Origin of the sequence: Campylobacter concisus (assembly GCF_003049705.1) — a bacterium.
Classification (GTDB): Bacteria; Campylobacterota; Campylobacteria; order Campylobacterales; family Campylobacteraceae; genus Campylobacter_A; species Campylobacter_A concisus_AR.
In genome coordinates this window covers 132,887-157,846 of record NZ_PIRF01000004.1, presented here as the reverse complement: position 1 = coordinate 157,846, position 24,960 = coordinate 132,887, and the positions used below count along the sequence as shown (strand labels likewise).

22 protein-coding genes and 1 pseudogene are annotated in these 24,960 nt (G+C 37.9%); 18 read left to right on the top strand and 5 right to left on the bottom strand.

The features are described from left to right. The first annotated feature begins 8 nt into the window (after positions 1-8). The 4 genes from CVT05_RS05730 (at position 9) to pckA (ending at position 5,512) form a co-directional block, all read left to right on the top strand. Positions 9-518 (top strand): TRAP transporter small permease subunit, encoded by a 510-nt coding sequence (locus CVT05_RS05730; RefSeq protein ID WP_021090735.1) that lies wholly within the window; start codon positions 9-11, stop codon positions 516-518. Beyond that, positions 518-1,906: a TRAP transporter large permease gene (locus tag CVT05_RS05725; protein WP_054196248.1), complete on the top strand. Its 1,389-nt coding sequence runs from the start codon at positions 518-520 to the stop codon at positions 1,904-1,906. The genes CVT05_RS05730 and CVT05_RS05725 overlap by 1 nt, the downstream gene beginning before the upstream one ends. A gap of 122 nt (positions 1,907-2,028) precedes the next feature. After that, a complete protein-coding gene (locus tag CVT05_RS05720) occupies positions 2,029-3,831 on the top strand; it encodes a biotin/lipoyl-containing protein (RefSeq protein ID WP_021091058.1) in 1,803 nt (600 codons plus the stop codon). A 106-nt stretch (positions 3,832-3,937) separates the two neighbouring features. Then, on the top strand, positions 3,938-5,512 hold the full coding sequence (pckA, locus tag CVT05_RS05715) for a phosphoenolpyruvate carboxykinase (ATP) (protein WP_199906740.1): 1,575 nt from the start codon (positions 3,938-3,940) through the stop codon (positions 5,510-5,512). A gap of 350 nt (positions 5,513-5,862) precedes the next feature. On the opposite strand, the gene CVT05_RS05710 is transcribed toward pckA, so the two are convergent. From CVT05_RS05710 to CVT05_RS05700, 3 genes are read right to left on the bottom strand one after another with little or no spacing between them, the layout of a single operon-like run. Continuing rightward, positions 5,863-7,218 carry a cation:dicarboxylate symporter family transporter gene (locus CVT05_RS05710; protein WP_107698126.1) on the bottom strand — a complete coding sequence of 452 codons (1,356 nt, stop codon included), beginning with the start codon at positions 7,216-7,218 and terminating at the stop codon, positions 5,863-5,865. A gap of 11 nt (positions 7,219-7,229) precedes the next feature. Further along, the gene (locus CVT05_RS05705; protein ID WP_107698125.1) at positions 7,230-7,724 is read right to left on the bottom strand and encodes a peptidylprolyl isomerase; all 495 of its coding nucleotides are present in this window, start codon (positions 7,722-7,724) and stop codon (positions 7,230-7,232) included. Positions 7,725-7,735: 11 nt separating this feature from the next. Further along, positions 7,736-8,443 (bottom strand): YebC/PmpR family DNA-binding transcriptional regulator, encoded by a 708-nt coding sequence (locus CVT05_RS05700; protein ID WP_054196253.1) that lies wholly within the window; start codon positions 8,441-8,443, stop codon positions 7,736-7,738. 152 nt (positions 8,444-8,595) lie between these two features. Here CVT05_RS05700 and CVT05_RS05695 point away from each other — a divergent pair, with 152 nt between their 5' ends. From CVT05_RS05695 to CVT05_RS05680, 4 genes are read left to right on the top strand one after another with little or no spacing between them, the layout of a single operon-like run. Then, on the top strand, positions 8,596-9,150 hold the full coding sequence (locus CVT05_RS05695) for a GNAT family N-acetyltransferase (RefSeq protein ID WP_107698124.1): 555 nt from the start codon (positions 8,596-8,598) through the stop codon (positions 9,148-9,150). After that, positions 9,147-9,350: a heavy-metal-associated domain-containing protein gene (locus tag CVT05_RS05690; RefSeq protein WP_107698123.1), complete on the top strand. Its 204-nt coding sequence runs from the start codon at positions 9,147-9,149 to the stop codon at positions 9,348-9,350. Before CVT05_RS05695 ends, CVT05_RS05690 begins: the two co-directional genes overlap by 4 nt. A 1-nt stretch (position 9,351) precedes the next feature. After that, entirely contained in the window at positions 9,352-11,529 is a 2,178-nt protein-coding gene (locus CVT05_RS05685) for a heavy metal translocating P-type ATPase (protein ID WP_107698122.1), read from the top strand. 2 nt (positions 11,530-11,531) lie between these two features. Further along, a complete protein-coding gene (locus CVT05_RS05680; protein ID WP_107698121.1) occupies positions 11,532-12,071 on the top strand; it encodes an oxidoreductase in 540 nt (179 codons plus the stop codon). 2 nt (positions 12,072-12,073) lie between these two features. On the opposite strand, the gene CVT05_RS05675 is transcribed toward CVT05_RS05680, so the two are convergent. Beyond that, on the bottom strand, positions 12,074-12,463 hold the full coding sequence (locus CVT05_RS05675) for a hypothetical protein (RefSeq protein WP_087576705.1): 390 nt from the start codon (positions 12,461-12,463) through the stop codon (positions 12,074-12,076). Positions 12,464-12,669: 206 nt separating this feature from the next. Between CVT05_RS05675 and argH the strand changes: the two genes are divergently transcribed. The 3 genes and pseudogenes from argH to CVT05_RS09710 all read left to right on the top strand — a co-directional run bounded on the left by argH (position 12,670) and on the right by CVT05_RS09710 (position 15,193). Then, positions 12,670-14,082 (top strand): argininosuccinate lyase, encoded by a 1,413-nt coding sequence (gene argH, locus CVT05_RS05670; RefSeq protein WP_107698120.1) that lies wholly within the window; start codon positions 12,670-12,672, stop codon positions 14,080-14,082. Between the two features lie 439 nt (positions 14,083-14,521). Beyond that, positions 14,522-14,827, top strand: a pseudogene (locus tag CVT05_RS09715) (methyl-accepting chemotaxis protein); the annotation flags it as partial. 57 nt (positions 14,828-14,884) lie between these two features. Then, a complete protein-coding gene (locus tag CVT05_RS09710; protein ID WP_413784142.1) occupies positions 14,885-15,193 on the top strand; it encodes a CZB domain-containing protein in 309 nt (102 codons plus the stop codon). A gap of 40 nt (positions 15,194-15,233) precedes the next feature. On the opposite strand, the gene CVT05_RS05660 is transcribed toward CVT05_RS09710, so the two are convergent. Continuing rightward, complete coding sequence (locus tag CVT05_RS05660; protein ID WP_072594719.1) at positions 15,234-15,587, bottom strand: histidine triad nucleotide-binding protein; 354 nt, start codon at positions 15,585-15,587, stop codon at positions 15,234-15,236. A 118-nt stretch (positions 15,588-15,705) separates the two neighbouring features. On the opposite strand from CVT05_RS05660, the gene pheS reads away from it, so the two are divergent. The 7 genes from pheS to serA all read left to right on the top strand — a co-directional run bounded on the left by pheS (position 15,706) and on the right by serA (position 24,941). Beyond that, positions 15,706-16,701, top strand: coding sequence for a phenylalanine--tRNA ligase subunit alpha (pheS, locus tag CVT05_RS05655; RefSeq protein ID WP_107698118.1), 996 nt, complete (start codon positions 15,706-15,708; stop codon positions 16,699-16,701). Continuing rightward, positions 16,698-19,034, top strand: a complete 2,337-nt coding sequence (gene pheT / locus CVT05_RS05650) for a phenylalanine--tRNA ligase subunit beta (RefSeq protein WP_107698117.1) — start codon at positions 16,698-16,700, stop codon at positions 19,032-19,034. The genes pheS and pheT overlap by 4 nt, the downstream gene beginning before the upstream one ends. Next, the gene (aroA, locus tag CVT05_RS05645) at positions 19,031-20,308 is read left to right on the top strand and encodes a 3-phosphoshikimate 1-carboxyvinyltransferase (protein ID WP_103618260.1); all 1,278 of its coding nucleotides are present in this window, start codon (positions 19,031-19,033) and stop codon (positions 20,306-20,308) included. The genes pheT and aroA overlap by 4 nt, the downstream gene beginning before the upstream one ends. Continuing rightward, complete coding sequence (locus CVT05_RS05640) at positions 20,298-21,122, top strand: 4-hydroxy-3-methylbut-2-enyl diphosphate reductase (RefSeq protein WP_107698116.1); 825 nt, start codon at positions 20,298-20,300, stop codon at positions 21,120-21,122. The genes aroA and CVT05_RS05640 overlap by 11 nt, the downstream gene beginning before the upstream one ends. 80 nt (positions 21,123-21,202) lie before the next feature. Beyond that, a complete protein-coding gene (locus tag CVT05_RS05635) occupies positions 21,203-22,879 on the top strand; it encodes a 30S ribosomal protein S1 (RefSeq protein ID WP_107698115.1) in 1,677 nt (558 codons plus the stop codon). Between the two features lie 59 nt (positions 22,880-22,938). Beyond that, positions 22,939-23,367 carry a hypothetical protein gene (locus CVT05_RS05630; protein ID WP_234400561.1) on the top strand — a complete coding sequence of 143 codons (429 nt, stop codon included), beginning with the start codon at positions 22,939-22,941 and terminating at the stop codon, positions 23,365-23,367. Further along, positions 23,361-24,941 carry a phosphoglycerate dehydrogenase gene (gene serA, locus CVT05_RS05625; protein WP_223155256.1) on the top strand — a complete coding sequence of 527 codons (1,581 nt, stop codon included), beginning with the start codon at positions 23,361-23,363 and terminating at the stop codon, positions 24,939-24,941. Before CVT05_RS05630 ends, serA begins: the two co-directional genes overlap by 7 nt. Positions 24,942-24,960 lie beyond the last annotated feature (19 nt).

Genomic DNA, 24,960 nt, shown 5'->3' with positions numbered 1-24,960 from the left:
GGTTGTTTATGCAAAAAGTTGAGAAATTTTTTGATAAGGTCGGCGATATAGTCGGCTATATTTGCATGTTTATTATGGCTTTGATGATAATAGACGTCTTTTTTAACGTTGTGGCAAGATATTTTTTCTCTTATGGAAACGTCGCATTCCAGGAGCTTGAGTGGCATTTTTTTGCTGTGATATTTTTGCTTGGCATGAGCTATGCATTAAAAGAAGATGCGCACGTTAGAGTTGATATCTTTTATGCTAAATTTTCACCAAAAAATAAAGCTCTTGTAAATATGATAGGAACTGTTATTTTTGTAATTCCATTTGCACTTTTAGTTTCAAATTTATCGTTTGAATTTGTGAGTGATGCTTATACTTCAGCTGAAGCTAGTGCGGATCCAGGCGGTCTTACTCACAGATGGATCATAAAAGCACTTATTCCTTTTTCTTTTTATCTACTTGTATTTTTTGCGATTGGCTTTTTTATAAGAAATTTTAATCTTTACAAAAAAGCTAAAAAGGGGGAATAATGGCTGGTTTGATAATGTTTATAGCCGCACTTTTGATGCTAGGCATTGGTTTTCCAGTAGCCTTTACCTTTGGTGCGGTTTCGATGATATTTGGCATGATTGGTAGTATTGTTGAGAGCATTGGGGACGGAGATGGGCTGCTTGGAAGTATCGAAGTTTTCAAAGATATGTTTAACTTCATGCCTTATAGAATTTTCTCTATAATGGAGAGTAGAATTTTTATAGCAGTTCCACTTTTTGTCTTTATGGGCGTTGTGCTTCAAAAGTCAAAACTAGCTGAGAGGTTACTTGAGAGCATGGGCATGCTTTTTGGAGAAATTCGTGGAGGTATTGCTATTAGCACTATCTTGGTTGGAGCACTTCTTGCAGCTTCAACTGGTGTTGTTGGTGCAAGTGTCGTTGCAATGGGCGTTATAAGCTTGCCTGTTATGTTAAAGTATAAATACGACCAAGCGCTAGGTTGTGGCACTATATGTGCTGCTGGTACGCTTGGACAGATCATTCCACCTTCTATCGTGTTGATTATTTTGGGTGATATATTTTCAGTGCCAGTTGGTGAGCTTTTTCATCAAGCCATCATACCAGGACTCACGCTAGTAGCAGTTTATATCATTTATATTTTGATTGTTGCTTATTTGAAACCAGATACCGCACCGGTAGTAAAAGATGAGAGCGGTGTTAGTAAATTTAAGCAGATCATGAGAGCACTAATTGCTATCTTTCCGCCGCTTTTACTAGTTATTTGCGTGTTGGGTTCTATATTTGCAGGTATCGCTACACCAACTGAAAGTTCAGCTTTTGGCTGCGTCGGAGCCATTATTTTAGCTATTTTTTACAGGACATTTTCATTTTCTATGATAAAAGAGGCATTGGCAGAAAGCGTAAAAACTACAGCACTTGTCTTTGCTATACTTGTTGGCGCGACAGCCTTTTCTATGGTATTTAGTTATACTGGTGGCGATGAGATTGTTGAAAAATTTATGACAAATTTACCAGGCGAGAAGTGGGGCTTTATCATTTTTAGTATGGTTGTCATCTTTGTGCTTGGCTTTTTTATCGACTTTGTTGAAATTTCATACATTGTGCTTCCTATCTTGGTACCAATAGCCGCAAAGCTTGGTATAAATCCAATTTATCTAGCAATCTTAGTTGCGATGAATTTGCAAACTTCATTCCTAACGCCGCCATTTGGTTTTAGCTTATTTTTCCTAAGGTCAGTCGCACCAGCTGAGATAAAAACGACTGCTATTTATAAAGGTGTTGTGCCTTATATTTTTATTCAGCTTGCTGTACTTGTATTTTTCTGCGTCTTTCTAATGGAATTAAAGCCAATGCTTGATGCGAGCCACGGCGGATTATTAAACTTCTTACTCTCACTTTTTAAATGATATAAAAGTTTTTGGTTGTAAAATACCAAAAAACAAGCAAAATGGCTAATTTGAGTTTCTAATCAATTTAGCCATTTTCTATGAATTCTTTAAATAAATTTATAAAATTAATGAGGTGGGTGATGGCGAAGAAATTTATCGATGTTATGGATACGACCTTTAGAGATGGCTTTCAGTCAGTTTATGGCGCTAGAGTGCTTATGAACGACTTTTTGCCCGCGCTTGAAGCAGCCAAAGAGGCTGGCATAGAGCATTTTGAATTTGGTGGCGGAGCGAGATTTCAAAGCCTTTATTTTTACCTAAATGAAGATGCTTTTGCGATGATGGATAAATTTAGAAGCATCGTAGGACCAAAAGCAAATCTTCAAACCCTAAGCAGGGGCGTAAATACCGTTACACTTGATACTGGTAGCCGCGAGCTAATCGACCTTCACGCAAAGCTTTTCAAAAAACACGGAACCACCACCATTAGAAATTTTGACGCACTAAATGACGTTGAAAATTTAAAATATTCAGGCGAGAGGATCGCTCATCACGGACTAAAACACGAAGTCGTAGTTACAATGATGGATCTGCCTAGTGGCTGTGTGGGAGCACATGATGTTAAATTTTATGAGAAAATTTTAAGAGAAATTTTAGATGCAAATATCCCTTATCACAGCGTTTGCTTTAAAGATGCAAGTGGCACAAGCAGCCCACAAAAGGTCTATGAAACCATAAAAATGGCTAGAAAGCTACTACCAGAAAAAACTCATATCAGACTTCACACGCATGAAACTGCAGGCGTAAGTGTAGCTTGCTATCTTGCAGCGCTTGAGGCCGGCGTTGATGGCATAGATCTAGCCGCAAGCCCAGTAAGTGGCGGTACAAGTCAGCCAGATATCTTAACTATGCTTCACGCAGTAAAAGGCAAAAACTACGATCTTGGCGGACTTGACGTGGAGAAAATTTTAAAATATGAAAGCGTTTTGAATGATTGCTTAAAAGAGTATTTCTTGCCGCCTGAAGCTGTGCAAGTAAGCCCACTCATACCATTTTCACCGATGCCTGGTGGCGCGCTTACAGCAAATACCCAGATGATGAGAGATAATAATATCTTAGATAAATTTCCAGAGGTTATCCTTGCGATGCGTGAAGTGGTGCAAAAGGGTGGATACGGTACTTCAGTGACCCCTGTTAGCCAGTTTTACTTCCAACAAGCATTTAATAATGTGATGTTTGGCAAGTGGAAAAAGATCGCCGAGGGATACGGCAAAATGGTGCTTGGCTACTTTGGCAAGACCCCAGTTACGCCTGATAAAGAGATCATTAAGCTTGCAAGCGAGCAGCTAGGCTTAAAACCAACTACAAAACACGCAGTTGATATAGCCGATAAAGATGAGAGCAAGTCGCTTGCTCATGTAAAAGAAATTCTAAAGCAAAACAATATAAAAACTACCGAAGAAAATATATTTATAGCAGCTGCTTGTAAAGAAAAAGGCATCGCATTTTTAAAAGGTGAAGCCAAAGTAAATGTAAGAAAGATCGATCCAAATGCTAAAGCAAACGAGGGCAGACAAACTCAAAGTGGTAGATATAGTGTCGTCGTAAATGGTAGCCGCTACAATGTCGAAGTGAGCGAAGGCTTTAACGATAGTATCCAAGTAAAATCAATCACCGAAGTTGAAGGCAAGAGCGTAAAAAATGCTAAAAGTGCAGCAGCAGGCGCAACAGCAAATGATATCGTTGCAAGCTTGCCAGGCGCTGTGCATAAAATTTTAGTAAGTCCTGGCGATATCGTCAAAAAAGGACAAGCTGTTGTTGTGCTTGAAGCGATGAAGATGGAGATAGAGGTCAAAGCCCCAAAAGATGGCGTCATAGGCTCTATCGAGGTTAGCAAAGGTCAAAGCGTCGCAAACAATCAAGTGGTAGCTAAATTTAAATAAATTTGCCACTTTTAAAAAGATAGTGTTAAGCGAAATTTGATTAACATTTTGATGACTTTTAGGTCAGAATTTATAAAAAATGAAAATTTTAAAAGGAAACAACATGATAAATAAACTAGACGAGCTAGGTCTAAAAGAGATCAAAAAGATAAATCACAATCTAAGCTACGACGAGCTTTTTGAGCTTGAAAAGGCAAACAACGAGGGCAGAGTCTCAAGCAACGGCACATTTATGGTTGATACAGGAATTTTTACAGGTAGAAGCCCAAAAGACAAGTACTTTGTAAAACAAGATCCAAGTCAAAAGTATATCGCTTGGGGCAAGATCAACCAGCCTATCACAAAGGAGCTATTTGACAAGCTTCTTAAAAAAGCAAAAGAGCAGCTTAGTGGCAAGGAAATTTTTATCCAAGACGCATTTTGTGGAGCTAGTAAAAAGAGTCAAAAATCAGTCCGTTTTGTTACTGAAGTAGCGTGGCAAGCACACTTTGTAAAAAATATGTTCATCCGTCCAAGCAAGGAAGAGCTAACTAAATTTGAGCCTGATTTTGTAGTATATAACGCTTGTAAAACAAAAAATGAAGACTATAAGGCTGATGGGCTACACTCAGATGTCTTTGTTATCTTTAACGTGGAAGAAAATGTTGCAGTGATCGGCGGCACATGGTATGGCGGTGAGATGAAAAAAGGCATTTTTTCTATGATGAACTACTGGTTGCCACTTGAGGGCAAACTAAGCATGCACTGCTCTGCAAACGTAGGCGAGAAGGGCGATACAGCGCTATTTTTTGGCCTATCAGGTACTGGCAAAACCACACTTTCAACTGATCCAAAACGCAAACTAATAGGCGATGACGAGCATGGTTGGGACGATGATGGCGTGTTTAACTTTGAGGGTGGCTGCTATGCAAAATGTATCAACCTTGATCCAAGTAGTGAGCCAGAAATTTATGCAGCGATCAGGCGTGATGCGCTACTTGAAAATGTTGTGGCTAATGAAAATGGAGTAGTTGATTACAAAGATGGCTCAAAGACTGAAAACACACGAGTTAGCTATCCGATCTATCACATCGACAACTACGAACCAAGCTCAAGTGCCGGCCATCCAAAAAATATCATCTTTTTAAGTGCTGACGCTTTTGGCGTGCTTCCTCCAGTTGCAAAGCTTACAAAAGAGCAGGCGATGTATTATTTCCTAAGTGGCTATACAGCAAAAGTTGCTGGCACAGAGCGCGGTATAACAGAGCCAGTCGCTACTTTTAGTGCTTGCTTTGGCGAGCCATTTATGCCACTTCACCCAACTGTCTATGCAAAACTACTAGGTGAGAAGATCGATAAACACGGCGTTAATGTCTATCTTGTAAATACAGGCTGGAGTGGCGGTGCTTACGGCGTTGGCAAGCGTATGAGCATAAAAGCAACTCGTGCTTGCATAAATGCGATCCTTGATGGCAGCATCACAAAATGTGAGTTTGAAAATTTTGATAAATTTAACTTTGCTATCCCAAAAGAGCTTGATGGCGTCGAGACAAAACTGCTAAATCCTATAAACACATGGACACATCCGGCCGAGTATAACGCTTCACGTGATAAGCTCGCTAAGATGTTTGTTGAAAATTTCAAACGTTACGAAGATGTAAAAGAGGGCGTTGAGTACGCTAAAGCTGGACCAAAAGCTTAATTTTATAGCCTTGCAAAGAGCTTGCAAGGCTAGTCTTTTTATTTGATATTTTTGATATGACTAAATTTAAAGTATCTCTCTTCTAAATTCCAATCTCAAGTGTTACATTTGTAAATTTATTCTAGTAAGTAACAAAATATTAGATATTGCCAAATATATGAGTTGCTAATAAAATTTTTCCTATTACACTTAGCTCCTAGTTTTTCTTTTTGTGCTTGAACTAGTTATCAAATATTGTTTATTGTGTTGCTTTCTAAAAATTTTTATAGGTTTGAGGAGGAGATATATCACATTAAATTTAGAATAAAAAATAATAAGGGCAAAGTTGCCCTTATAGTTATAAAGTTATATTATGAGTGAAAGTGAAATTCCTCCGGATGATCTAGTGTGTATCTAAATTTATCCATATCGACTTTTTTATCCCAGATAGAAACTATCATGCAACCAACAGCGTTACCGCAGAGATTACCAACTGCACGCATCTCTGACATAAATTTATCGACGCCAAGTAGCACAGCTACGGTGACTACTGGTATGCCAGTGCTCGGAAGTGCGCTTAATGTGCCAGCAAGGACGACAAAGCCCGATCCTGTCACGCCAACAGCGCCTTTACTTGTGATCATTAGCACGATTAAAATGCTTATTAGATGCTCAAAACTTAGCGGTATATTAAATGCTTGAGCTAAGAAAATAACGCTTAGGCTTAGATAGATGTTTGTGCAGTCAAGGTTAAATGAGTAGCCAGTTGGGATGATAAGGCCAACAGCGCCTCTATTTATACCAGCTGATTCTAGCTTTTGCATAAGTGGCGCAAGAGCTGTTTCGCTCGAGCTTGTCGCAAAGACTACCAATACCTCTTTTGAGATAAAGCGCATAAATTTAAAGACATTGATTTTTGCAAAATAGCAAATAACACCAAGCACGACAAAGATAAAAAAGCAGCTTGCAAGTGCCATAACAACCAAAAGCTCCATCATGCCAAGAAGCGTTCCGATGCCAAATTTACCGATCAGATAAGCCATAGCTGAAAATGCAGCCACCGGGCTAAAGAGCATAAGCCAACTAAGAAGTTTCAAGACATAGTGCTGAATAAATTCAAGTGGCTTTAGGCAAGCTTGTTTTTTATCATGAGCTAGCAGCGAAAGCACGATGGCAACGATAATAGCCATGAAAAGTACTTGAAGTGTGTTTGATTTTATAAATGGATCAAGTATATGCACGTAAGGAAAAATGTCATCTACTGGCACAGCACCTCTTAAAAGATGAAGTGTATGTGCTACAAACCCACTATTTGCGTCCATATTTGCAGCCTGAGATGTAAATTTAGCTACGCTTGAGGCATCAAGCTGAGTGTAGTCAAGATTCATGCCATGTCCTGGACGAAGTGTCTCGCCAAAGATGATACCAACAGCAAGCGCAAGTGTGCTAACTATCTCAAAATAGATAAATGCCTTTAATCCAATAGACCCAAGATCTTTTAAACTCTCAAGTCCAACGATACCTGAAACGATCGTTAAAAAGATAATAGGACCAATTAAAATTTTAAGTGCTTTTATAAAATAATCAATGCCTGGCTTGCTTGCTATACCAAGCTCAGGTACGACCATGCCAACGATAACACCACCAACAATACCGATCACAACCCAAAAGGCAAGATTGGTAAATAACCTCACAGCAAGGCTTCCTTGCTTTTTAGTATTATTCATAAATTTCCCCTTTATAGGCTTTCTCTGATCTTGGCAGAGATGATCTTATCGCCTTGTCTTATAGCGTCAAGCACCTTTAGGCTCTCATCATCAACGCATTTTCCAAAGACTGTATGCACGCCATCAAGATGAGGTTGCTTGCTATGACAGATGAAAAACTGCGATCCGCCAGTATCACGTCCTGCGTGAGCCATGCTAAGGCTACCGCGCTCGTGTTTTACCTTTTGTTTATCGCATTCGCATTTTATTCTCCAGCCAGGACCGCCTGTACCTGTTCCATTTGGGCAGCCACCTTGGATGACAAAATTTGGTATAACTCTGTGAAAATTTAGACCATTATAAAAGCCCGATTTTATCAAATGTACAAAATTTGCAACAGCTTGTGGAGCTTCTTCGGCAAAAAGTTCAAGTCTGATCTCGCCTTTGTCTGTCTCTAAAACTGCAAATTTATCTTTTTTAAGCTCGTCTAAATTTATATCATAAACTTTTAATTCATCAAAACGCATGTATCTCCCTTTTATTCGATATTTGTATAAACTGCTTGAACGTCATCATCGTCTTCTAGCTTATCAAGAAGCCTCTCAACCTCAAGCATTTGCTCTTCGCTTAGATTCACAGTTTGATTTGGTAAGTATTGAAGTGAAGCTTTTTTAACTACTAAATTTAGCTTTTCGATACCTTCATGAAGTGTGCCAAAATTTGCATAATCACCGTATACAAATAGCGTCTCATCGTCAGCCTCGATATCGCTTAGGCCATAATCTATCAGCTCAAGTTCGATCTCTTCAATGTCTGCGCTTGGTTTTTCAAGCTCAAAAACGCTCTTTCTTGTAAACATAAAGCTAAGGCTGCCACTTGGTAAAATTTCTCCACCATTTTTGCTAAATATCGCTTTAACATTGGCAACCGTTCTTGTTGGATTGTCGGTCGCACACTCAACGATGATCTGCACGCCGTGAGCTGCTTTACCATCATAAAAAATAGTCTTAATATCGGCACTGTCTTTGCCATTTGCTCTTTTTATGGCAGCGTCGATGTTATCTTTTGGCATATTTTCAGCTTTTGCTGCTGCGATTGCCGCACGAAGTTTTGGGTTCATATCTGGATCACAACCACCATCTTTTGCAGCTACTGTTATAGCTTTTGAAAGTTTTGGAAATACTTTGCTCATCTTATCCCATCTAGCTTCTTTTGCCGCTCTTCGGTACTCAAATGCTCGTCCCATAAATATCCTTAAATAAATTTTTTACGGATTATAACTAAAAAAATTTTATACTTTTTTAAAACATTTTTAGTTTGCATATTGCGGGTTATTAATTTGTAAATCGCAGATTGATATTTGGTAAAAATTTAAGCTAGAGTTTTATAATGACGCACATGATACAAAATGCTCAAAAACAAGATGCAAAAAGCTGCATAAAGCTACTAAATCTAGCAATGGAGGATATCGCCTACAAGCTAAGTGGCTACGACGATCCTATTAAAAGTGATGAAATTTTAGAAATTTTTTTCAAAAGTGATACAAATAGACTAAGCTATAAAAATGTCTTTGTTTATAAACATAACGAGGAAATTATAGCTGCTATGTGTGCTTACTTTGGTGGCGACGTGGAGCAGCTTGATAGAGAAATTTCGCAGCATTTAATGGCTCTTGGCAAAGATACTCAAGTAGAAAAAGAGTGTTTTGACGATGAGTTTTATATAGATAGTATCGCTGTTGATGAAAATTTTAGAGGCCAAGGGCTTGCAAAAGAGCTCATAAGGCATTCATTTGTCGTAGCAAAAGAATTAGGGCATAAAAAGGTTTCATTAATAGTAGATACAAATAAGCCAAAAGTTCGTAAATTTTACGAGAGCCTTGGCTTTAAATTTAATGTCAAGAAAATTGTAAATTTACACGAATACGACCACATGATAAAGGAGATAATATGAAAACATTTGAAGTAAACAATATCCACTGCCAAAACTGCGCAAACACTATAAAAAACGCACTTGAAGATGACTTTGGCAAGATAGAAGTTGATCTTAGCAAAGAGCCAAGACAAGTTAGGGTTGATCTTAAAGATAGTGAAGTTGAAAAATTTAAATCTGAAATGGCTGATCTTGGATTTGACGTTATAAAGGAGCTTTGATATGCCTTTAAAAGTCAAGCTAAATATAGCGGGAATGAGCTGCGTAAATTGCTCAAACGCTATCGAGAAAGTTTCTAAAAAGATAGATGGGGTGCTTGAAGCAAATGTAAATTTTGCAAATGCAAGCGGCGAATTTGTCCTAAAAGACGCTAGCGTGCGTGAAGTTTTAGAGCAAAAGATAAAGAAGCTTGGCTATTTTGTGGCGACAAATATTGATGAATTTGAAGCCAAAAGAGACGAGCATATAACTGCGATCAGAAATAAATTTATATTTGCATTTCTAGCGAGCATGGTCATCATGGCGCTTGAGATGTTTGTAAGGCCTAGCGTGGTTGTAAATTTAGCCATTTTAGCGCTTGGCTTTTTGGTGCTAGCTTTTAGTGGCAAAGACTTCTTTGCTCACGCCATAGAGGCTGTTAAAAACAAAAACTACGATATGAACGTGCTTGTAGCTCTTGGAAGTGGCAGTGCATTTTTATACTCGCTTTTTGTTGTGATCTTTTCAGATTTCATCCCAGATGATCTAAAAAATGTCTATGTCTCGGGCGCAGCGATGATAATAGCCTTTGTTTTGCTAGGTAAGTATCTTGAAGAGTGCTCAAAGGCAAAGGCAGGCGACTACCTAAAGACGCTACTTAAAATTTCGCCAAAGACCGCCTTTTTGGTCATGCCAGATGGACATAGTAAAGAGGTAAATGTAAATGAGCTAAAAATAGGTGATATCGTCGTTGTAAAGAATGGCTACAACATCCCAAGTGATGGCGTGATAGTCCAAGGCGGAGCTGAAATCGATGCTTCGATGCTAACAGGCGAGAGTTTGCCGGTTTATAAGGAGGTGGGCGACAATGTATTTGCAGGCACATTAAATACAAATGGCTACATAAGCGTCAAGGTGACAAAGAGCTCTTACGAGAGCTTGCTATCTCAAATTTTAAACCTACTAAGCGACGCTAGCTCTAAAAAGATGCCTATCGGACGGCTGGCTGACAAGATAGCAAACATCTTTGTGCCAAGCGTGGTAGCGATATCAGTGCTCACGTTTTTGGCTTGGATCATTTTTGATGGAAATTTTGCCTATGCGATCTCTTGTGCGATCTGCGTTTTAATAATCTCATGCCCATGCGCTCTTGGACTTGCTACGCCAATAGCAATAGTAAGTTCGCTTGCACGTGGCGCAAAAGCTGGAATTTTAGTAAAAAATCCAGAAGTTTTAGAGCTAATAAAAGATGCTAAATTTGTAGCATTTGACAAAACTGGCACACTTAGTAAAGGGCAAATCAGCGTCAAAAGCTCAAATTTAAGTGAGCAAGATTTAGTGCTTATCGCTTCTGCTGAAAATTTAAGTGAGCATCTCATCTCAAAAGCTATCGTTAGATATGCAAAGCAAAAATGTATAGATTTACAAAAGCTAAATGGTAAATTTCAAAATGTTGTCGGGCAAGGCATCATCTATGAAGATGAGAATAATCAGATAATAATCGGAAACGAAAAGCTGCTTTTGGCAAATGAAGTGAGTTTAAATCCGGATGAAAGTAAAGCTATAAAAGAGGCCACAAACGATGGAAGTGGCGTCATACTTTGCGCTATAAATAAAAATTTTGTTGGCTTTTTAACACTTGCCGATGAGTTAAAAGATGAAGCGGTGAATGTCGTAAATGAACTTACGAGGCTAAATTTACAAAGTGTGATACTCTCAGGCGATGATGAGAAGGTGGTCGCAAGTATCGCTAAGAAGCTAAATGTGAGCAAATATCACGCAAATATGTTGCCTGAAGATAAATTTAATGAGATAAAAGAGCTTGCAAGTCACGGTGGCGTTATCTTTGTTGGAGATGGCGTAAATGATTCACCATCGCTTAAAGAGGCAAGTGTTGGTATCGCTATGAACTCGGGCTCAGATATAGCAAAAGGTGCTGGAGATATCGTGCTTATTAAAAATGATTTGCGTGGCGTGACCGGACTAGTTAGATTAGCAAATGCTACTATGGCAAACATAAAAGAAAATTTATTTTGGGCATTTATGTATAACGCGATTTGTATCCCAGTGGCTGCAGGCGTGCTTTACCCGGTCTTTGGACTACTTTTAAGCCCAGTTTATGGCTCAATGGCGATGTGTCTTAGCTCTGTTACTGTCGTTTTAAACGCACTTAGACTTAGATATTTACGACTTAAGGATTAAAATTGAGGCTTGGAGAACTTTATAGCGTTGTAGCGGCTGCGCTTGCTGCAAATTTTAGTGGCATTTTAGACGTTTCATCTTTTATGCGTATCAAAAAGACAAATGCGTGGATAACGCAGACAAATAACGAAGCAAATAAAAAAGGCAATGAGCTTTATGCAAAATTTATCAAAGATGAAAGTAGTGCTGCTTTATGTGACGATTTTGTCATTTTAAAGTCAAAATTTGAGGCAAGCTACTATTTTTCATCTGCAAAAGATGATCTAGCTCAATTTTATAAGGCTATAAATTTTCAGCCAAAAATTGGCGAGGTTGATAGCATCTCAAATCAGCTAATTTTAATAGCAAATATTTTAAAAAGCGAAGCATCTAAGGAGTCTATGAAGCTTCTTGCAGCTTTTAGTGTCTCATTTTTCTTGCCTTATGCTAAACAGCTTTCAAAAGATATCCAAAAAGACGCGACTAGCAATTTTTATAAATCAATGGGATATTTTTTAGAGGATTTTTGCTTGGTTTTAGAAACTATTATTGGTAAGGCTTAGTTTTAAGCCTGTGCCATTTCTATCATTTGAGTTTTAATACTTAAAATGTTATTTTGAATGGCTGACTGCTCTAAATTTAAGTAATGAAGCATTTGCATAGAATTACGATCTTTTAGGCTTTGGATGCTTGAAATTTTATGTGAAATATCTAGCTTTTGCTCTTGTAATTTTTCTAAGTCTTTTTGTAACTGTATGGCACTTGCTTTATTAATAATTATAGGGGAAATTTTAGCATCTTCTCTTTGTTCTACATGTACTTCATTGCTTCTAACAATATCTTTCTTGTCATAGCCAGAAGATACTAACATACTTGTTTTTGAGCTATTTGAAGAGATAGATGTATAGCCATCATGATAGAAAATATTTGAGTTCAAATTCGCATCTATTTGCATATCATCCTTCCTCTTATAGGTTATTTTTATTTTAAACTATATTCAATAGAAAATTAAAATAGTTTTTAAAAAGTTATATTTTGAATTATATTTCCATATCCTTAAAGATAAATTATATTTATAACTTTTTTTGCAACTTTATAGTTAAAATACCCAGTTAAGTGCTATTTTGTTAAAATCACGCAAAACTAATTAAAGGCAAAGCTATGAAAGAAGAGAAAAACGCACACAAAAAGATGTGGGAGGGTAGATTTAGCGAGGCTAGCTCGAAGCTACTTGAGGAATTTAATGCCTCTATAAATTTTGATAAAAATCTTTTTGAAGAAGATATTGCCGGTAGCAAGGCTCACGCAAAGATGCTTGGAATTTGTGGAATTTTGAAAAAAGATGAGTCAGAGGCGATCATAAGGGGGCTTGATGAGGTTTTAGCTGAGATAAGAGCTGGTAAATTTACTTTTAAGATAGAGGATGAGGATATCCACATGGCAATTGAAAAGCGCCTTAGCCAGATCATCGGCGCCGAGCTTGGAGGCAGACTGCACACAGCCAGAAGCAGAAACGACCAAGTTGCACTTGATTTTAAATTTTATGTTTTGAAGAAAAATTTAGAAATTTCATCTCTCATCAAAGAGCTCATCGCTACGCTTACAAATTTGGCAAAAAACCACAAAGATACGCTAATGCCAGGCTACACACATCTTCAACACGCTCAGCCAGTAAGCCTTAGCTATCACTTGCTAGCATATGCATTTATGTTTAAAAGAGATTTCGAGCGTTTTGTTAGCTCATATGAGCGAAACAACCTAAGTCCGCTTGGTTCAGCAGCCCTTGCAGGCACTCCTCATAAGATAGATAGAACTATCGTTGCAAGTGAGCTTGGCTTTGCAGGCTGCACGCAAAATGCGATGGACAGCGTGAGTGACCGTGATTTTGCGCTGGAAATTTTATTTAACATTAGCGTTTTCATGACGCACGCTTCTAGGCTTTGCGAGGAGCTCATACTTTGGAGTTCGCAAGAATTTGGCTTTGTAAGTATCAGTGACGCTTATAGCACGGGCAGCTCCATAATGCCTCAAAAGAAAAATCCAGACGTCGCTGAGCTCATACGCGGCAAAACGGGGCGCGTAAATGGAAATTTAGTAGCGCTACTAACTACGATGAAGGGTCTGCCGCTTGCTTATAATAAAGATATGCAAGAAGATAAAGAGGGTGTGTTTGACAGCGTCTCAACCATTTTAAGCTCGGCTACTATCCTAAATGAGATGATAAAAACAGCTAAATTTAACGAAAAAAACATGCTAAAAGCGACAAAAACTGGGCATCTAAGTGCTACTGATTTGGCAGACTATCTAGTGCGTGAAAAAAACATCCCATTTAGAACAGCACATTTTATTACAGGTAAAGCTGTCGCAAAGGCTGAAAGTTTGGGCCTTGATTTGAGTGAATTAAACGAAGAGCAGCTAAAAAGTGTGGATGAAAATTTAGATGCAAATGCTATTAAATTTTTAGATCTTTATGCTTCAAAAGAGGCACGTTGTTCGCAGGGCGGCACGGCAAATAAAAGCGTTGATGAGCAGATAGAAATTTTAGATTACTGGCTTAAGAAAAAAGAGTTATAATTACGCTACAAATTTTAAAGGATGAAAAATGTTTTTTGATGGCAAAAATAAAGAGCTTTCTAGTAAAAACGAAGCTTTGCAAAGAGAAAATGAAGCTTTAAAGGCTGAAATTTTAGCACTTAAAAATGAGCTAAAAAATGCCAAAACTTGCGAGCCAAAAGAGCAAGCTAAGGATAAGCAAGAGGCTGTAAATTTATTGCTTTCAAGTTATCAAGATGGTATAAATTTCTTGCAATTAACAATGGAAGAAAATCTAAAAATGCTTGAAAGTATAAACGGATTAAATGAAAAGACTTTCAAAGAGACGGGCGAACTCAAGTCGCAAACGGCTGAAATTTTAAACTCGATCGAGCAAGTAAGCCAGATGAGTAATGACCTTTCAAATGACGCTTCTTCGCTTGATGGAAGCGTAAATTCGATTGTTGAGATTATAAATCTAATTAAAGACATCTCAGATCAGACAAATTTACTAGCCCTAAATGCTGCTATCGAGGCGGCCCGTGCTGGTGAGCATGGACGAGGTTTTGCTGTCGTGGCAGATGAGGTTAGAAAGCTAGCTGAACGCACTCAAAAAGCAACTCTTGAAGTAGAAGTAAATATAAATGGCCTTAAACAAAGTGCAAACACGATGATCGAAATGAGTGAGAATTTCTCAAAAATTTCTGTAAATGCTATGAAAATTTTAGGTGGATTTGAAGGAAATATCTCAAGTGTAAATGCAAATACGCAAAATATCCTAAATCAAGCCCTAAACGTAACAAACGAGGTCAATGTAAGTAACGGCAAGATAGATCACATCAACATGAAGCTAAATGGATATAGAGGCGTGCTTTTAAATGAGTTTAATAAGATTCAAGATGTTCACGAGTGTAGATTTAGCAAATGGTATGAAAAAGATGTGAAAAATACTCTTGTAAAAGATGCCAAAATTCTCTCAAGTATCGCAGCTCATCATGAAAATGTTCATCATGGCTTAGAAAAAGCGATGGTTATTTTTGCTGATAAAGACAAAGGAAATCTACCTGGCGTTGAAATATTAAAAGATGTCGAAAACTCAAGTAAAGTAGGTTTTGAAGAGTTGCTTGAAGCTATTAAGTCTGCAAGAAAATAAAATTTTAGACTCAGGCTTTGAGTCTAAAATTTATAAGCTATTAAAATGTGCTTTGTGGATCAGCTACGCCTTCGCTCCAGCCAAGCTTCGCTCCGCCAAGTAGGTGAAAGTGTAGATGCATAACTTCTTGACCGCCGTTTTCACCGCAGTTTGTTATAAGGCGGTATCCGCTCTTATCAACACCCATTAAGGTCGCTACTTCTTGGATAAATTTTGTCATCTCTCCCATTAAAATCGGATCCATCTCTTGGAAATTTTTATAGTGTTTTTTTGGGATGATTAGGATATGGATAGGTGCTTTTGGATTTATGTCATTAAAAGCTAGAAATTTCTCGCTTTCAAGCACTTTGTTACAAGGGATTTCACCAGCTACGATCTTTTCAAATATGGTCATTTTAGCTCCTTTGAAATTTTGCAAAATTATATCAAAGTGTGCTTAAATTTCGTGCTCTTTATCTTGATTTTAACTCTTTTTCTATAAAATCGACTCAAAAATTTATAAAGGCAAAAAATTGCAAGATTTCGTTAATAAAATCAAAAATGAAATTTCAACGCTTGACGATCTTGAGAAGGTCAGGGTAGAAATTTTTGGCAAAAAGGGCATCTTGGCGCAAGGTTTTGCAAAGCTAAAAGAGCTTAGTGAAGATGAGAAAAAGGAATTTGCAGCAAATTTAAACAAGCAAAGAGATGAGCTTGGTGCGCTAATAGAAGCTAAAAAGGCTGAGCTTAGCGAGCAAGAGATAGATAACAAGATGAAAAAAGAGGCCGCTGATATCACGCTATTTAACGAGCCTGTTGCTAGCGGAGCTCTGCACCCTGTTATGGCTACGATGGATAAGATAATTGAATACTTTTTGGCTCTAAATTTCTCGCTCGAGACTGGACCACTGATAGAGGATGATTTTCACAACTTTGAAGCGCTAAATTTACCAAAATACCACCCAGCAAGAGATATGCAAGATACGTTTTATTTGGATGATTTTAGACTTTTAAGGACGCATACGAGCCCAGTTCAGGTGCGAACTATGCTAAATCAAAAGCCACCTATTCGCATGATAGCGCCAGGTACGGTCTTTAGACGTGATATGGACTTAACGCATACACCGATGTTTCATCAGGTAGAGGGCCTTGTGGTGGAGGATGCTGAGAAAGTTAGCTTTGCAAATTTAAAATCAATGCTTGAGGGCTTTTTAAAGCATATGTTTGGCGACGTTGAAGTGCGTTTTCGCCCTAGCTTCTTTCCATTTACGGAGCCTAGCGCAGAGGTTGATATTAGTTGTATATTCTGCCATGGCAAGGGCTGCAGAGTATGCAAGCAGACTACTTGGCTTGAGGTACTTGGATGCGGCGTCGTTGATCCAAATGTATTTAAGGCGGTTGGCTATAAAAATTTAAGTGGATACGCTTTTGGTCTTGGCGTTGAGAGATTTGCGATGTTGCTTCATAGAGTGCCTGATCTAAGGTCGCTTTTTGAGGGAGATTTAAGATTGTTGGAGCAGTTTAAATGATAATTTCAAAGCATTGGTTAAACGAGTGGATCGACCTTAGCGACGTTAACGGCGAGACACTTTCAAAGACATTAAATTCTATCGGGCTAGAAGTTGATAGCTATAAAGAGATAAATTTACCAAAGAGTATTGTGGTTGGCTACATAAAAAGTAGAGAGAAGCACCCAGATGCCGATAAACTAAGCGTTTGTCAAGTAGATGTTGGTGGAGAGACGCTTCAGATCGTGTGTGGGGCTAAAAATGTTGAAGCTGGCCAGTTTGTGCCAGTTGCACTTATTGGCACGACTATGCCAAATGGTCTTGAGATAAAAAAAGCAAAGCTTAGAGGTATCGAGTCAAGTGGTATGATCTGCTCCTCAAGTGAACTGGGACTTCCAAAGGTAAATGATGGAATTTTACCGCTTGATGAGAGCATCGGTAAGCTAAAACTTGGTACAAGCCTTAGTGAATTTGAGGTATTTAAAGATACGATAATCGAAGTTGATGTCACAGCAAACAGAGGCGATTGCCAAAATTTACATGGCATCGCAAGAGAAATTTGTGCAGCGCTTGATTTAAATATGAAAGATAGTCACGAAGACGATGAGAGCGAAAATTTACTAGGTATTGGCAGAATAGCTTCTGTGCGAGCAGAGGATAAAGTAAGTGGGTCATTTTTGTATAAGGCTTTTGAGCTAAAAGAAGGACTATATGAAAATCTAATAACTCGCATGCGTCTAGCATTAATAGAGTGTCAAAAGACAAATTTAGTTGAGAGACTGCTTGAATACGCGACATTTTGCACGGGTGTTTTATTTAGGGCTTATGATCACACTAAACTAGTAAGTGAAGGCGAAAAAGCTGTTTTTGATATAAAAAATGGCGAAAATGGCGAATGTGTCGTTTATTGCGGGGATAAAAATTTAGGCATTGCTGGAATTTACCAAAGCGACATAGCAAGGGTAGATGAGAAGTCAAAAGTGATCCTAGTAGAAGCTAGCTATGTAAAGCCAGATATAGTTTCAAAAGCTATTTTTGAAAATAAAAATTTACCAAAGGGTGATCAAATTTATCGCTCAAGTCGTGGTAGCGAGCCAAATTTAGCTTATGGAGCGGATTATTTATTTAAAAGACTTGCTAATTTTAAAGATACTCTAAATCTCTTTGCTGGCTCACAGCAGTCGCTTTTAAACACCGAGCCTATAACACTAAGCATCTCTCTTTTTGAGCTTAAAAATATGATCGGTCAAGATATTGCTAGAAATGATGTCGTTAAAATTTTAAAGAAACTTGGCTTTGAGATCGCAGTAAATGTTGAGCAAGAGAGTTTTAACGTAAAAGTGCCGTTATTTCGCCATGATATAGTAAATTCTCACGATGTTTGCGAGGAGATCGTAAGGATAGTAGGCATAGACAATATCGCCTCAAAACCACTAAATTTCTCTGAGAAAAATAGGCTAAATAAGACATATTTTGACTATAAAAACGCCCTAAATTTAAGGCGTAGAGCAGCTGATAATGGCTTTTTTGAAAGCGTGCACTATGTCTTTGATAGTGAGGATGAGCTTAGTGAGCTAAATTTTAAACCATGCAAAGTCAAGATACTAAATCCTATAAATAACGAGTTAAACACGCTTAGACCGACACTTGTTAATCACCTTCTAAACTCAAGCGAGAAAAATATCAAAAACTCGAAACGCTCAGTTAGACTATTTGAGCTTGGAGAAATTTTTGATGAAAATGCAAATCAGGGCTTAAATTTAGGCTTTGTTGTGTCTGGACTTTTAAAAGAGCCAACACTGATAAACGGTGCAAAAGGCGAGGAGGCAAATTTCTACGCATTTGCATCGATGGTGCAAAATGTCATAGGCAAATTTGAACTAAAACCTTGCCAGGGCATCTCATATCTTAGCCCATACGAGCAAGTACACATCTATCAAAATGGCGAAAATATCGGCTATATCGGTAGAGTTGACGCAAGAGTTGAGGCAAAGAGAGATCTGCCAAGAACATATGTTTGCGAGATTGATTTTGCTAAGCTTAAATTTGAGCCAATTTTGGCAGTGCCTTACTCTAAATTTCAAAGCACAACAAGGGATCTTAGCCTTATTGTGCCTGAAAATTTCGAGGCTGGACAAATTTATGAGTGCATAAGAGGGCTAAATCTAAAAGAGCTAAAGGAATTTTTACCAGTTGATATCTACAAAGATGCAAAGCTAAATGGCTCGATCAGTCTTAGCCTTAAATTTACATTCCAAGATATGGAAAAAACACTCGAGGATGACGATATAAACGCACTTATGGATAAAATTTTAAGCGAGCTAAAAGAGAAACTAAATATCGGAATAAGATGAGAATTTATCCATTAGAAAAAAGTCTAAATTTAACCATCGACGACATTGCAGCCGATAAGTCTATCTCGCATAGATGCGCGATCTTTTCGCTTTTAAGCGACAAACCATCTCACGTTAGAAACTATCTAAGAGCAGGCGATACGCTAAATACCTTAAAAATAGTCGAGCTTTTAGGCGCAAAAGTTGAGGACAATGGTTTCGAAATAACGATCACACCGCCGCAAAAGATAAAAGAGCCAAATGAAATCTTAGAGTGTGGCAACTCTGGTACGGCGATGAGGCTTTTTATGGGATTATTAGCCGCACAAGAGGGCTTTTTTGTGCTAAGTGGTGATAGATATTTAAACTCGCGTCCAATGGCTAGAATAGCAAAACCTCTAAATGATATGGGTGCAAAGATAGATGGTGCAAACAACGCAAATAACGCTCCGCTTTGCATAAGAGGAACAAAATTTGAAAGATTTAGTTTTGAGAGCAAGATCGCCTCAGCTCAGGTAAAAAGTGCGCTTTTACTAGCGGCTCTTTACTCAAATGGCTGCAAATTTAGTGAGCCAGAGCTAAGCAGAGATCATACTGAGCGTATGCTAGCTGGCATGGGAGCTGATATAAAGCGTGACGACCTAGAGATCACACTGGAACCGATGAACTCGCCACTTGCGCCACTTGATATAGACGTGCCAAATGACCCAAGCTCGGCATTTTTCTTCGCGGTCGCAGCTTTAATCATCCCAAATTCGCATATCATTTTAAAAAATATCTTGCTAAATAAAACTCGCATCGAAGCTTACAGGATTTTAGAAAAAATGGGTGCTGAGATAAAATTTCACAAAACCTCAAGCAAGTACGAAGATATCGGTGATATCGAGGTTAAATACTCACCAAATTTAAAAGGTATAGAAGTTAGCGAAAATATTTCGTGGCTTATCGATGAAGCCCCAGCTTTAGCCATCACATTTGCCTGCGCCAAAGGCCAAAGTAAGCTAATAAATGCCAAAGAGCTTCGTGTAAAAGAGAGCGATAGAATTGCTGTCACGATAAATGCTTTAAAGCAGTGCGGCGTTGATGCTAGCGAGCTTGAAGATGGCTTTATCATAAATGGCTCTGAGGCTAAATTTGCCACGATAGATAGCCACGGAGATCACAGGATTGCTATGAGCTTTGCTGTGCTTGGACTAAAATGTGGCATGCAGATAGAAAAGAGCGAATTTATCGCCACCTCATTCCCAAATTTTGCTGAAATTTTAAAGAAAATGGGAGCTAAAATTGAAGATTGAGCTTGCTAGTAGTTATGGATTTTGCTTTGGTGTAAAAAGGGCGATAAAGATTGCTGAAAATGCAGGAGATGCTGCGACCATTGGGCCACTCATTCATAATAACGAAGAGATAAACAGGCTTGAGAAAAACTACAATGTAAAAACGCTTGAGGGCATAGACGAGCTAAAGGATGAGAAAAAGGCGATCATCCGCACTCATGGCATCACTAAAAATGACCTTGCAGAGCTAAAAAAGACAGATATAAAAGTGATCGACGCAACTTGTCCATTTGTGACAAAGCCACAGCAAATTTGTGAAAAAATGAGCGAAGAGGGCTATGATGTGGTGATCTATGGTGATATGCATCATCCAGAGGTAAAAGGGGTGAAGTCATACGCCAAGGGCAATGTCTATGTCGTGCTTGATGAGAGTGAGCTAGAGGACATCAAATTTAAGCAAAAGGTTGCGCTCGTTAGCCAAACTACTAGAAAAGTCGAGAAATTTATGCAGATCGCAAACTACCTTATGCTTCACGTAAAAGAGGTACGCGTTTTTAACACGATTTGCAACGCAACATTTGAAAACCAAGAGGCTGCTAAAAATTTAGCAAAAAGGGCTGACGTGATGATAATAATCGGTGGAAAAAATAGCTCAAATACAAAACAACTCTACCTAATATCTAAAAATTTCTGCGAAGATAGCTACTTGATAGAAAGCGAAGAAGAGCTTGAAAAGTCATGGTTTGATGGCAAAAATTTGTGTGGCATAAGTGCTGGTGCAAGTACGCCTGACTGGATCATACAAAAAGTCGTTGACAGAATCAAAAAAGTATAAAATTTATCCTAGCTAAAGCCACAATTAACTATAATAAGCTAATTTGCCTCTACTGGCATAATAAAATTTAAAGGATCAAGATGGCTGTGAACAAAAGTGTTCAATTAGGAAAAGCAAAAGACGAAGATATCGAAGATATCGATTTTGCTGCGATGTTAGAGGAGTCTTTTAAAAAGACTGAAGAAGATAGTGACGCAAAGATCGTCAGTATCAATGGCGATGAGGTTTTAATCGACGTTGGCAAGAAGTCAGAAGGCATTTTAAATGTTTCTGAGATCACTGATGCAAACGGCAACCTGACGCATAAAGTTGGCGATACGATCAAAGTTGTAATAACTGGATCAAGAAATGGAAGACCTATAGTGTCGCACAAAAAAGCACTTAGAAAAGAGAAAGTTAAAGCTTTCATCGAAGCTTACGATCCTGAAAATTCTAGCGAAATAGATGTAAAAGTAGTTGGAAAAAATAAAGGTGGTTTTATAACTCAAGATGCAAATGGCGTGGAATTTTTCTTACCAAAAACTCACAGTGGCTTTAAAAATGCTGAAGGAGTAATTGGTAAAACATATAAAGTAAGAGTTATAAAAATTGATAAAGAAGAAAATAGCATAGTTGTCTCTAGAAAGAAAATTTTAGATGACGACCGCAAAAAGCGTAAAGAAGCTCTATCAAGCATAGTAGAAAATGATAGCGTTATAGAGGGTACAGTTAAAAAAATCACAACTTATGGTATGTTTGTTGATGTTGGTGGAGTCGATGGGCTTGTGCATTACAGTGAGATAAGTTATAAAGGCCCAGTAAACCCTAGCTCACTATATAAAGAAGGCGATAAAGTTTTAGTTAAAGTTATCAGCTATGACAACGAAAAACGCCACTTGTCTTTATCTATCAAGGCAGCTACTCCAGATCCTTGGGAAGAGATCATAAATGATGGACTAGAGGTTGGTGACACTATCAAAGTTACAGTTAGCAATATCGAGCCTTATGGCGCATTTGTTGATCTTGGAAATGATATTGAAGGATTTTTACATATATCTGAAATTTCATGGGACAAAAATATCAAAAATCCAAAAGATCACATCAATGAAGGTCAAGAGATCGATGTTGAGGTTATTGAGATAGATGCAAAAGGACACCGTCTAAGAGTGAGCCTTAAAAATTTACTTCCAAAGCCATTTGATGAGTTTAAGGCAAAACATAAAGAGGGCGACGTAGTAAAAGGCGTTGTGACAACTATCACAAATTTTGGTGCATTTGTTAGAGTGGGTTGCGTTGAAGGCTTGTTGCATAACGAAGACGCATCTTGGGATAGAAACGATAAATGCAAAGATATGTTTAAAGCTGGTGACGAGCTTGAAGTAAAAATCATCAAAATCGATAGTGCTGAACAAAAAGTTTCACTTAGCCTAAAAGACCTAAAACAAAGTCCAGTTCAAGTATTTGCTGATAAATTTAATGTAGGCGATATCGTAAAAGGAACAATTCGCGACATTAAAGACTTTGGTGTGTTTGTAGAGCTTGGCGATAACGTTGATGCACTAATCCGCAAAGAAGATCTAGGTGGTGTAGATGTTAGCACACTTAAGATCGGCGATGAGATCGAAGCAGCTATCGCATTTATCGATGAGAAGAAAAATAGAATTCGCCTGAGCATACGTCGTTTAGCAAAACAAAAAGAGCGTGAAGTGTTAAATGAGATCAATGATAACGACGATAAAGTAACACTTGGCGATATCATAAAAGAACAATTACTTTAGTTTAAATGGGCAGACGCGTACTTTTATTAGTAGTTGTCCTGCTATTTGTAATATTGGGATTGGTTGGAATTTCTCTTGTTAAATTTGCAAGTGTAAATTTCAGCCAGATACATGAAGAAAATATCACAAATGAGCAAAATTTAACCAAAAATACAACCAGCAATACTAGCTGGATGAGTGAACTAGCAACTATTAGAAAAAGAGATTATGTGCTGCCCGTAAATGAAATTTTTATAGAATACAACCGACCCAAAATAGAAAAACCAAAGATTACTGCATATGAGCTTTTGATAGATAAAAATGATATCTATTCAATGTTTTGTTTGATGCAGACTTTAAGAAAAAGCGAGGTCGATTTTACTGTTGTAAAAGATGGTGCAAAAAGCCAGATATTTTTAAATACTCAAGACTCTAAACTTCTACAAAATATCATTTTAGAACTAAGAGTTTATGATATTCACTCAAGTGTGAGAGAGGTAAAATTATGAAAACTATCATTGTTTGCGATGCGATACATCCAGTAGGTTTTGAACTTTTAAAAAAAGAGCAAGATATAAACGTAATAGACGCAGTTAATACTCCCAAAGATGAACTTTTAAAAATTTTAGGCGAGGCTGATGTTGCTATAACAAGAAGCTCAACTGAAGTAAATGAGGCCTTTTTAAACGCTGGTAAAAAACTAAAAGCCATCGTTAGAGCTGGTGTTGGTGTAGATAATGTCGATATAGAAGGATGCTCAAGGCGTGGCATAATAGCTATGAACGTTCCAACTGCAAACACTATTGCAGCAGTTGAGCTAACAATGGCTCATATGCTAGCTTCAGCTAGATCTCTTGAATACGCTCATAATGATCTAAAGCTAGATAGAATTTGGAAGCGTGAGAAATGGTATGGGGTTGAGCTTTTTAAGAAAAAACTTGGCGTGATTGGCTTTGGAAATATTGGCTCAAGGGTAGCTGTTCGTGCAAAAGCTTTTGGTATGGAGATCATAGCTTATGATCCATATATTGATCCATCTAAAGTTATCGATATGGGCGGTACTTATACTAAAAATTTTGATGATATTTTAGCATGTGATTTTATCACGATACATACGCCAAAGACTAAAGAGACGACCAATATGATCGGCGCTAAAGAGATCGCAAAAATGAAAGATGGCGTAAGACTTATAAACTGCGCTAGAGGCGGTCTTTATAACGAAGAAGCGCTTTATGAAGGACTAAAAAGTGGCAAGATAGCATTTGCCGGTATTGATGTTTTTACAAAAGAGCCAGCAACTGATCATCCACTTCTTGATCTAAATAATGTAAGTGTCACCCCACACCTTGGAGCAAATACGCTTGAGTCACAGCGAAATATCGCAGTAGAGGCAGTCGAGCAAGCTATTTTAGCAGCTCGCGGCATAAGCTATCCAAATGCGTTAAATTTACCTATAAAAACAGAAGATCTACCGCCATTTGTTGAACCTTATATCGATCTTACAAGCAAGATGGCATTTCTTGCTGCACAGATAAATAAAAGCGTTATCAAGGCCATTCGTATCGAGACTCACGGTCAGATTAGCGAATATGCAAATTCAATGCTAACTTTTGCAATCGTAGGTGCTTTAAAAGAGAGTCTTGGTGATGCGATAAATTATGTAAATGCTAAATTTTTATGCGATGAAAAAGGTATAGTGACTGAAACTAGTCTTGGCGGAGATAGTATTTTTAAAAATAAAATTACCGTTCGCTTAACTACCGAAAATGGCATTGTAACCGTTGGTGGAACGGTATTTGGTGAAAATCAGCAACGCATCGTAACGATAAATGGTTTTAAGACCGACTTTAAACCAAAAGGTAAGATGATTATCTTTAAAAACCATGATGTGCCAGGCGTTATTGCTCAGATTAGTAAAATTTTAGCTGATGAAAAGATCAATATCGCAGACTTCCGTCTTGGCAGAGATGATCACAATATGGCACTTGCTGTCATTTTGGTTGATGAACATATAAAAGCAGAAACGTTAGAGAGACTAAACGCACTTGAAGCTTGCGTTTGGGCTCAATACGCAGTTATATAAAATTTTGAAAGGATAAAAA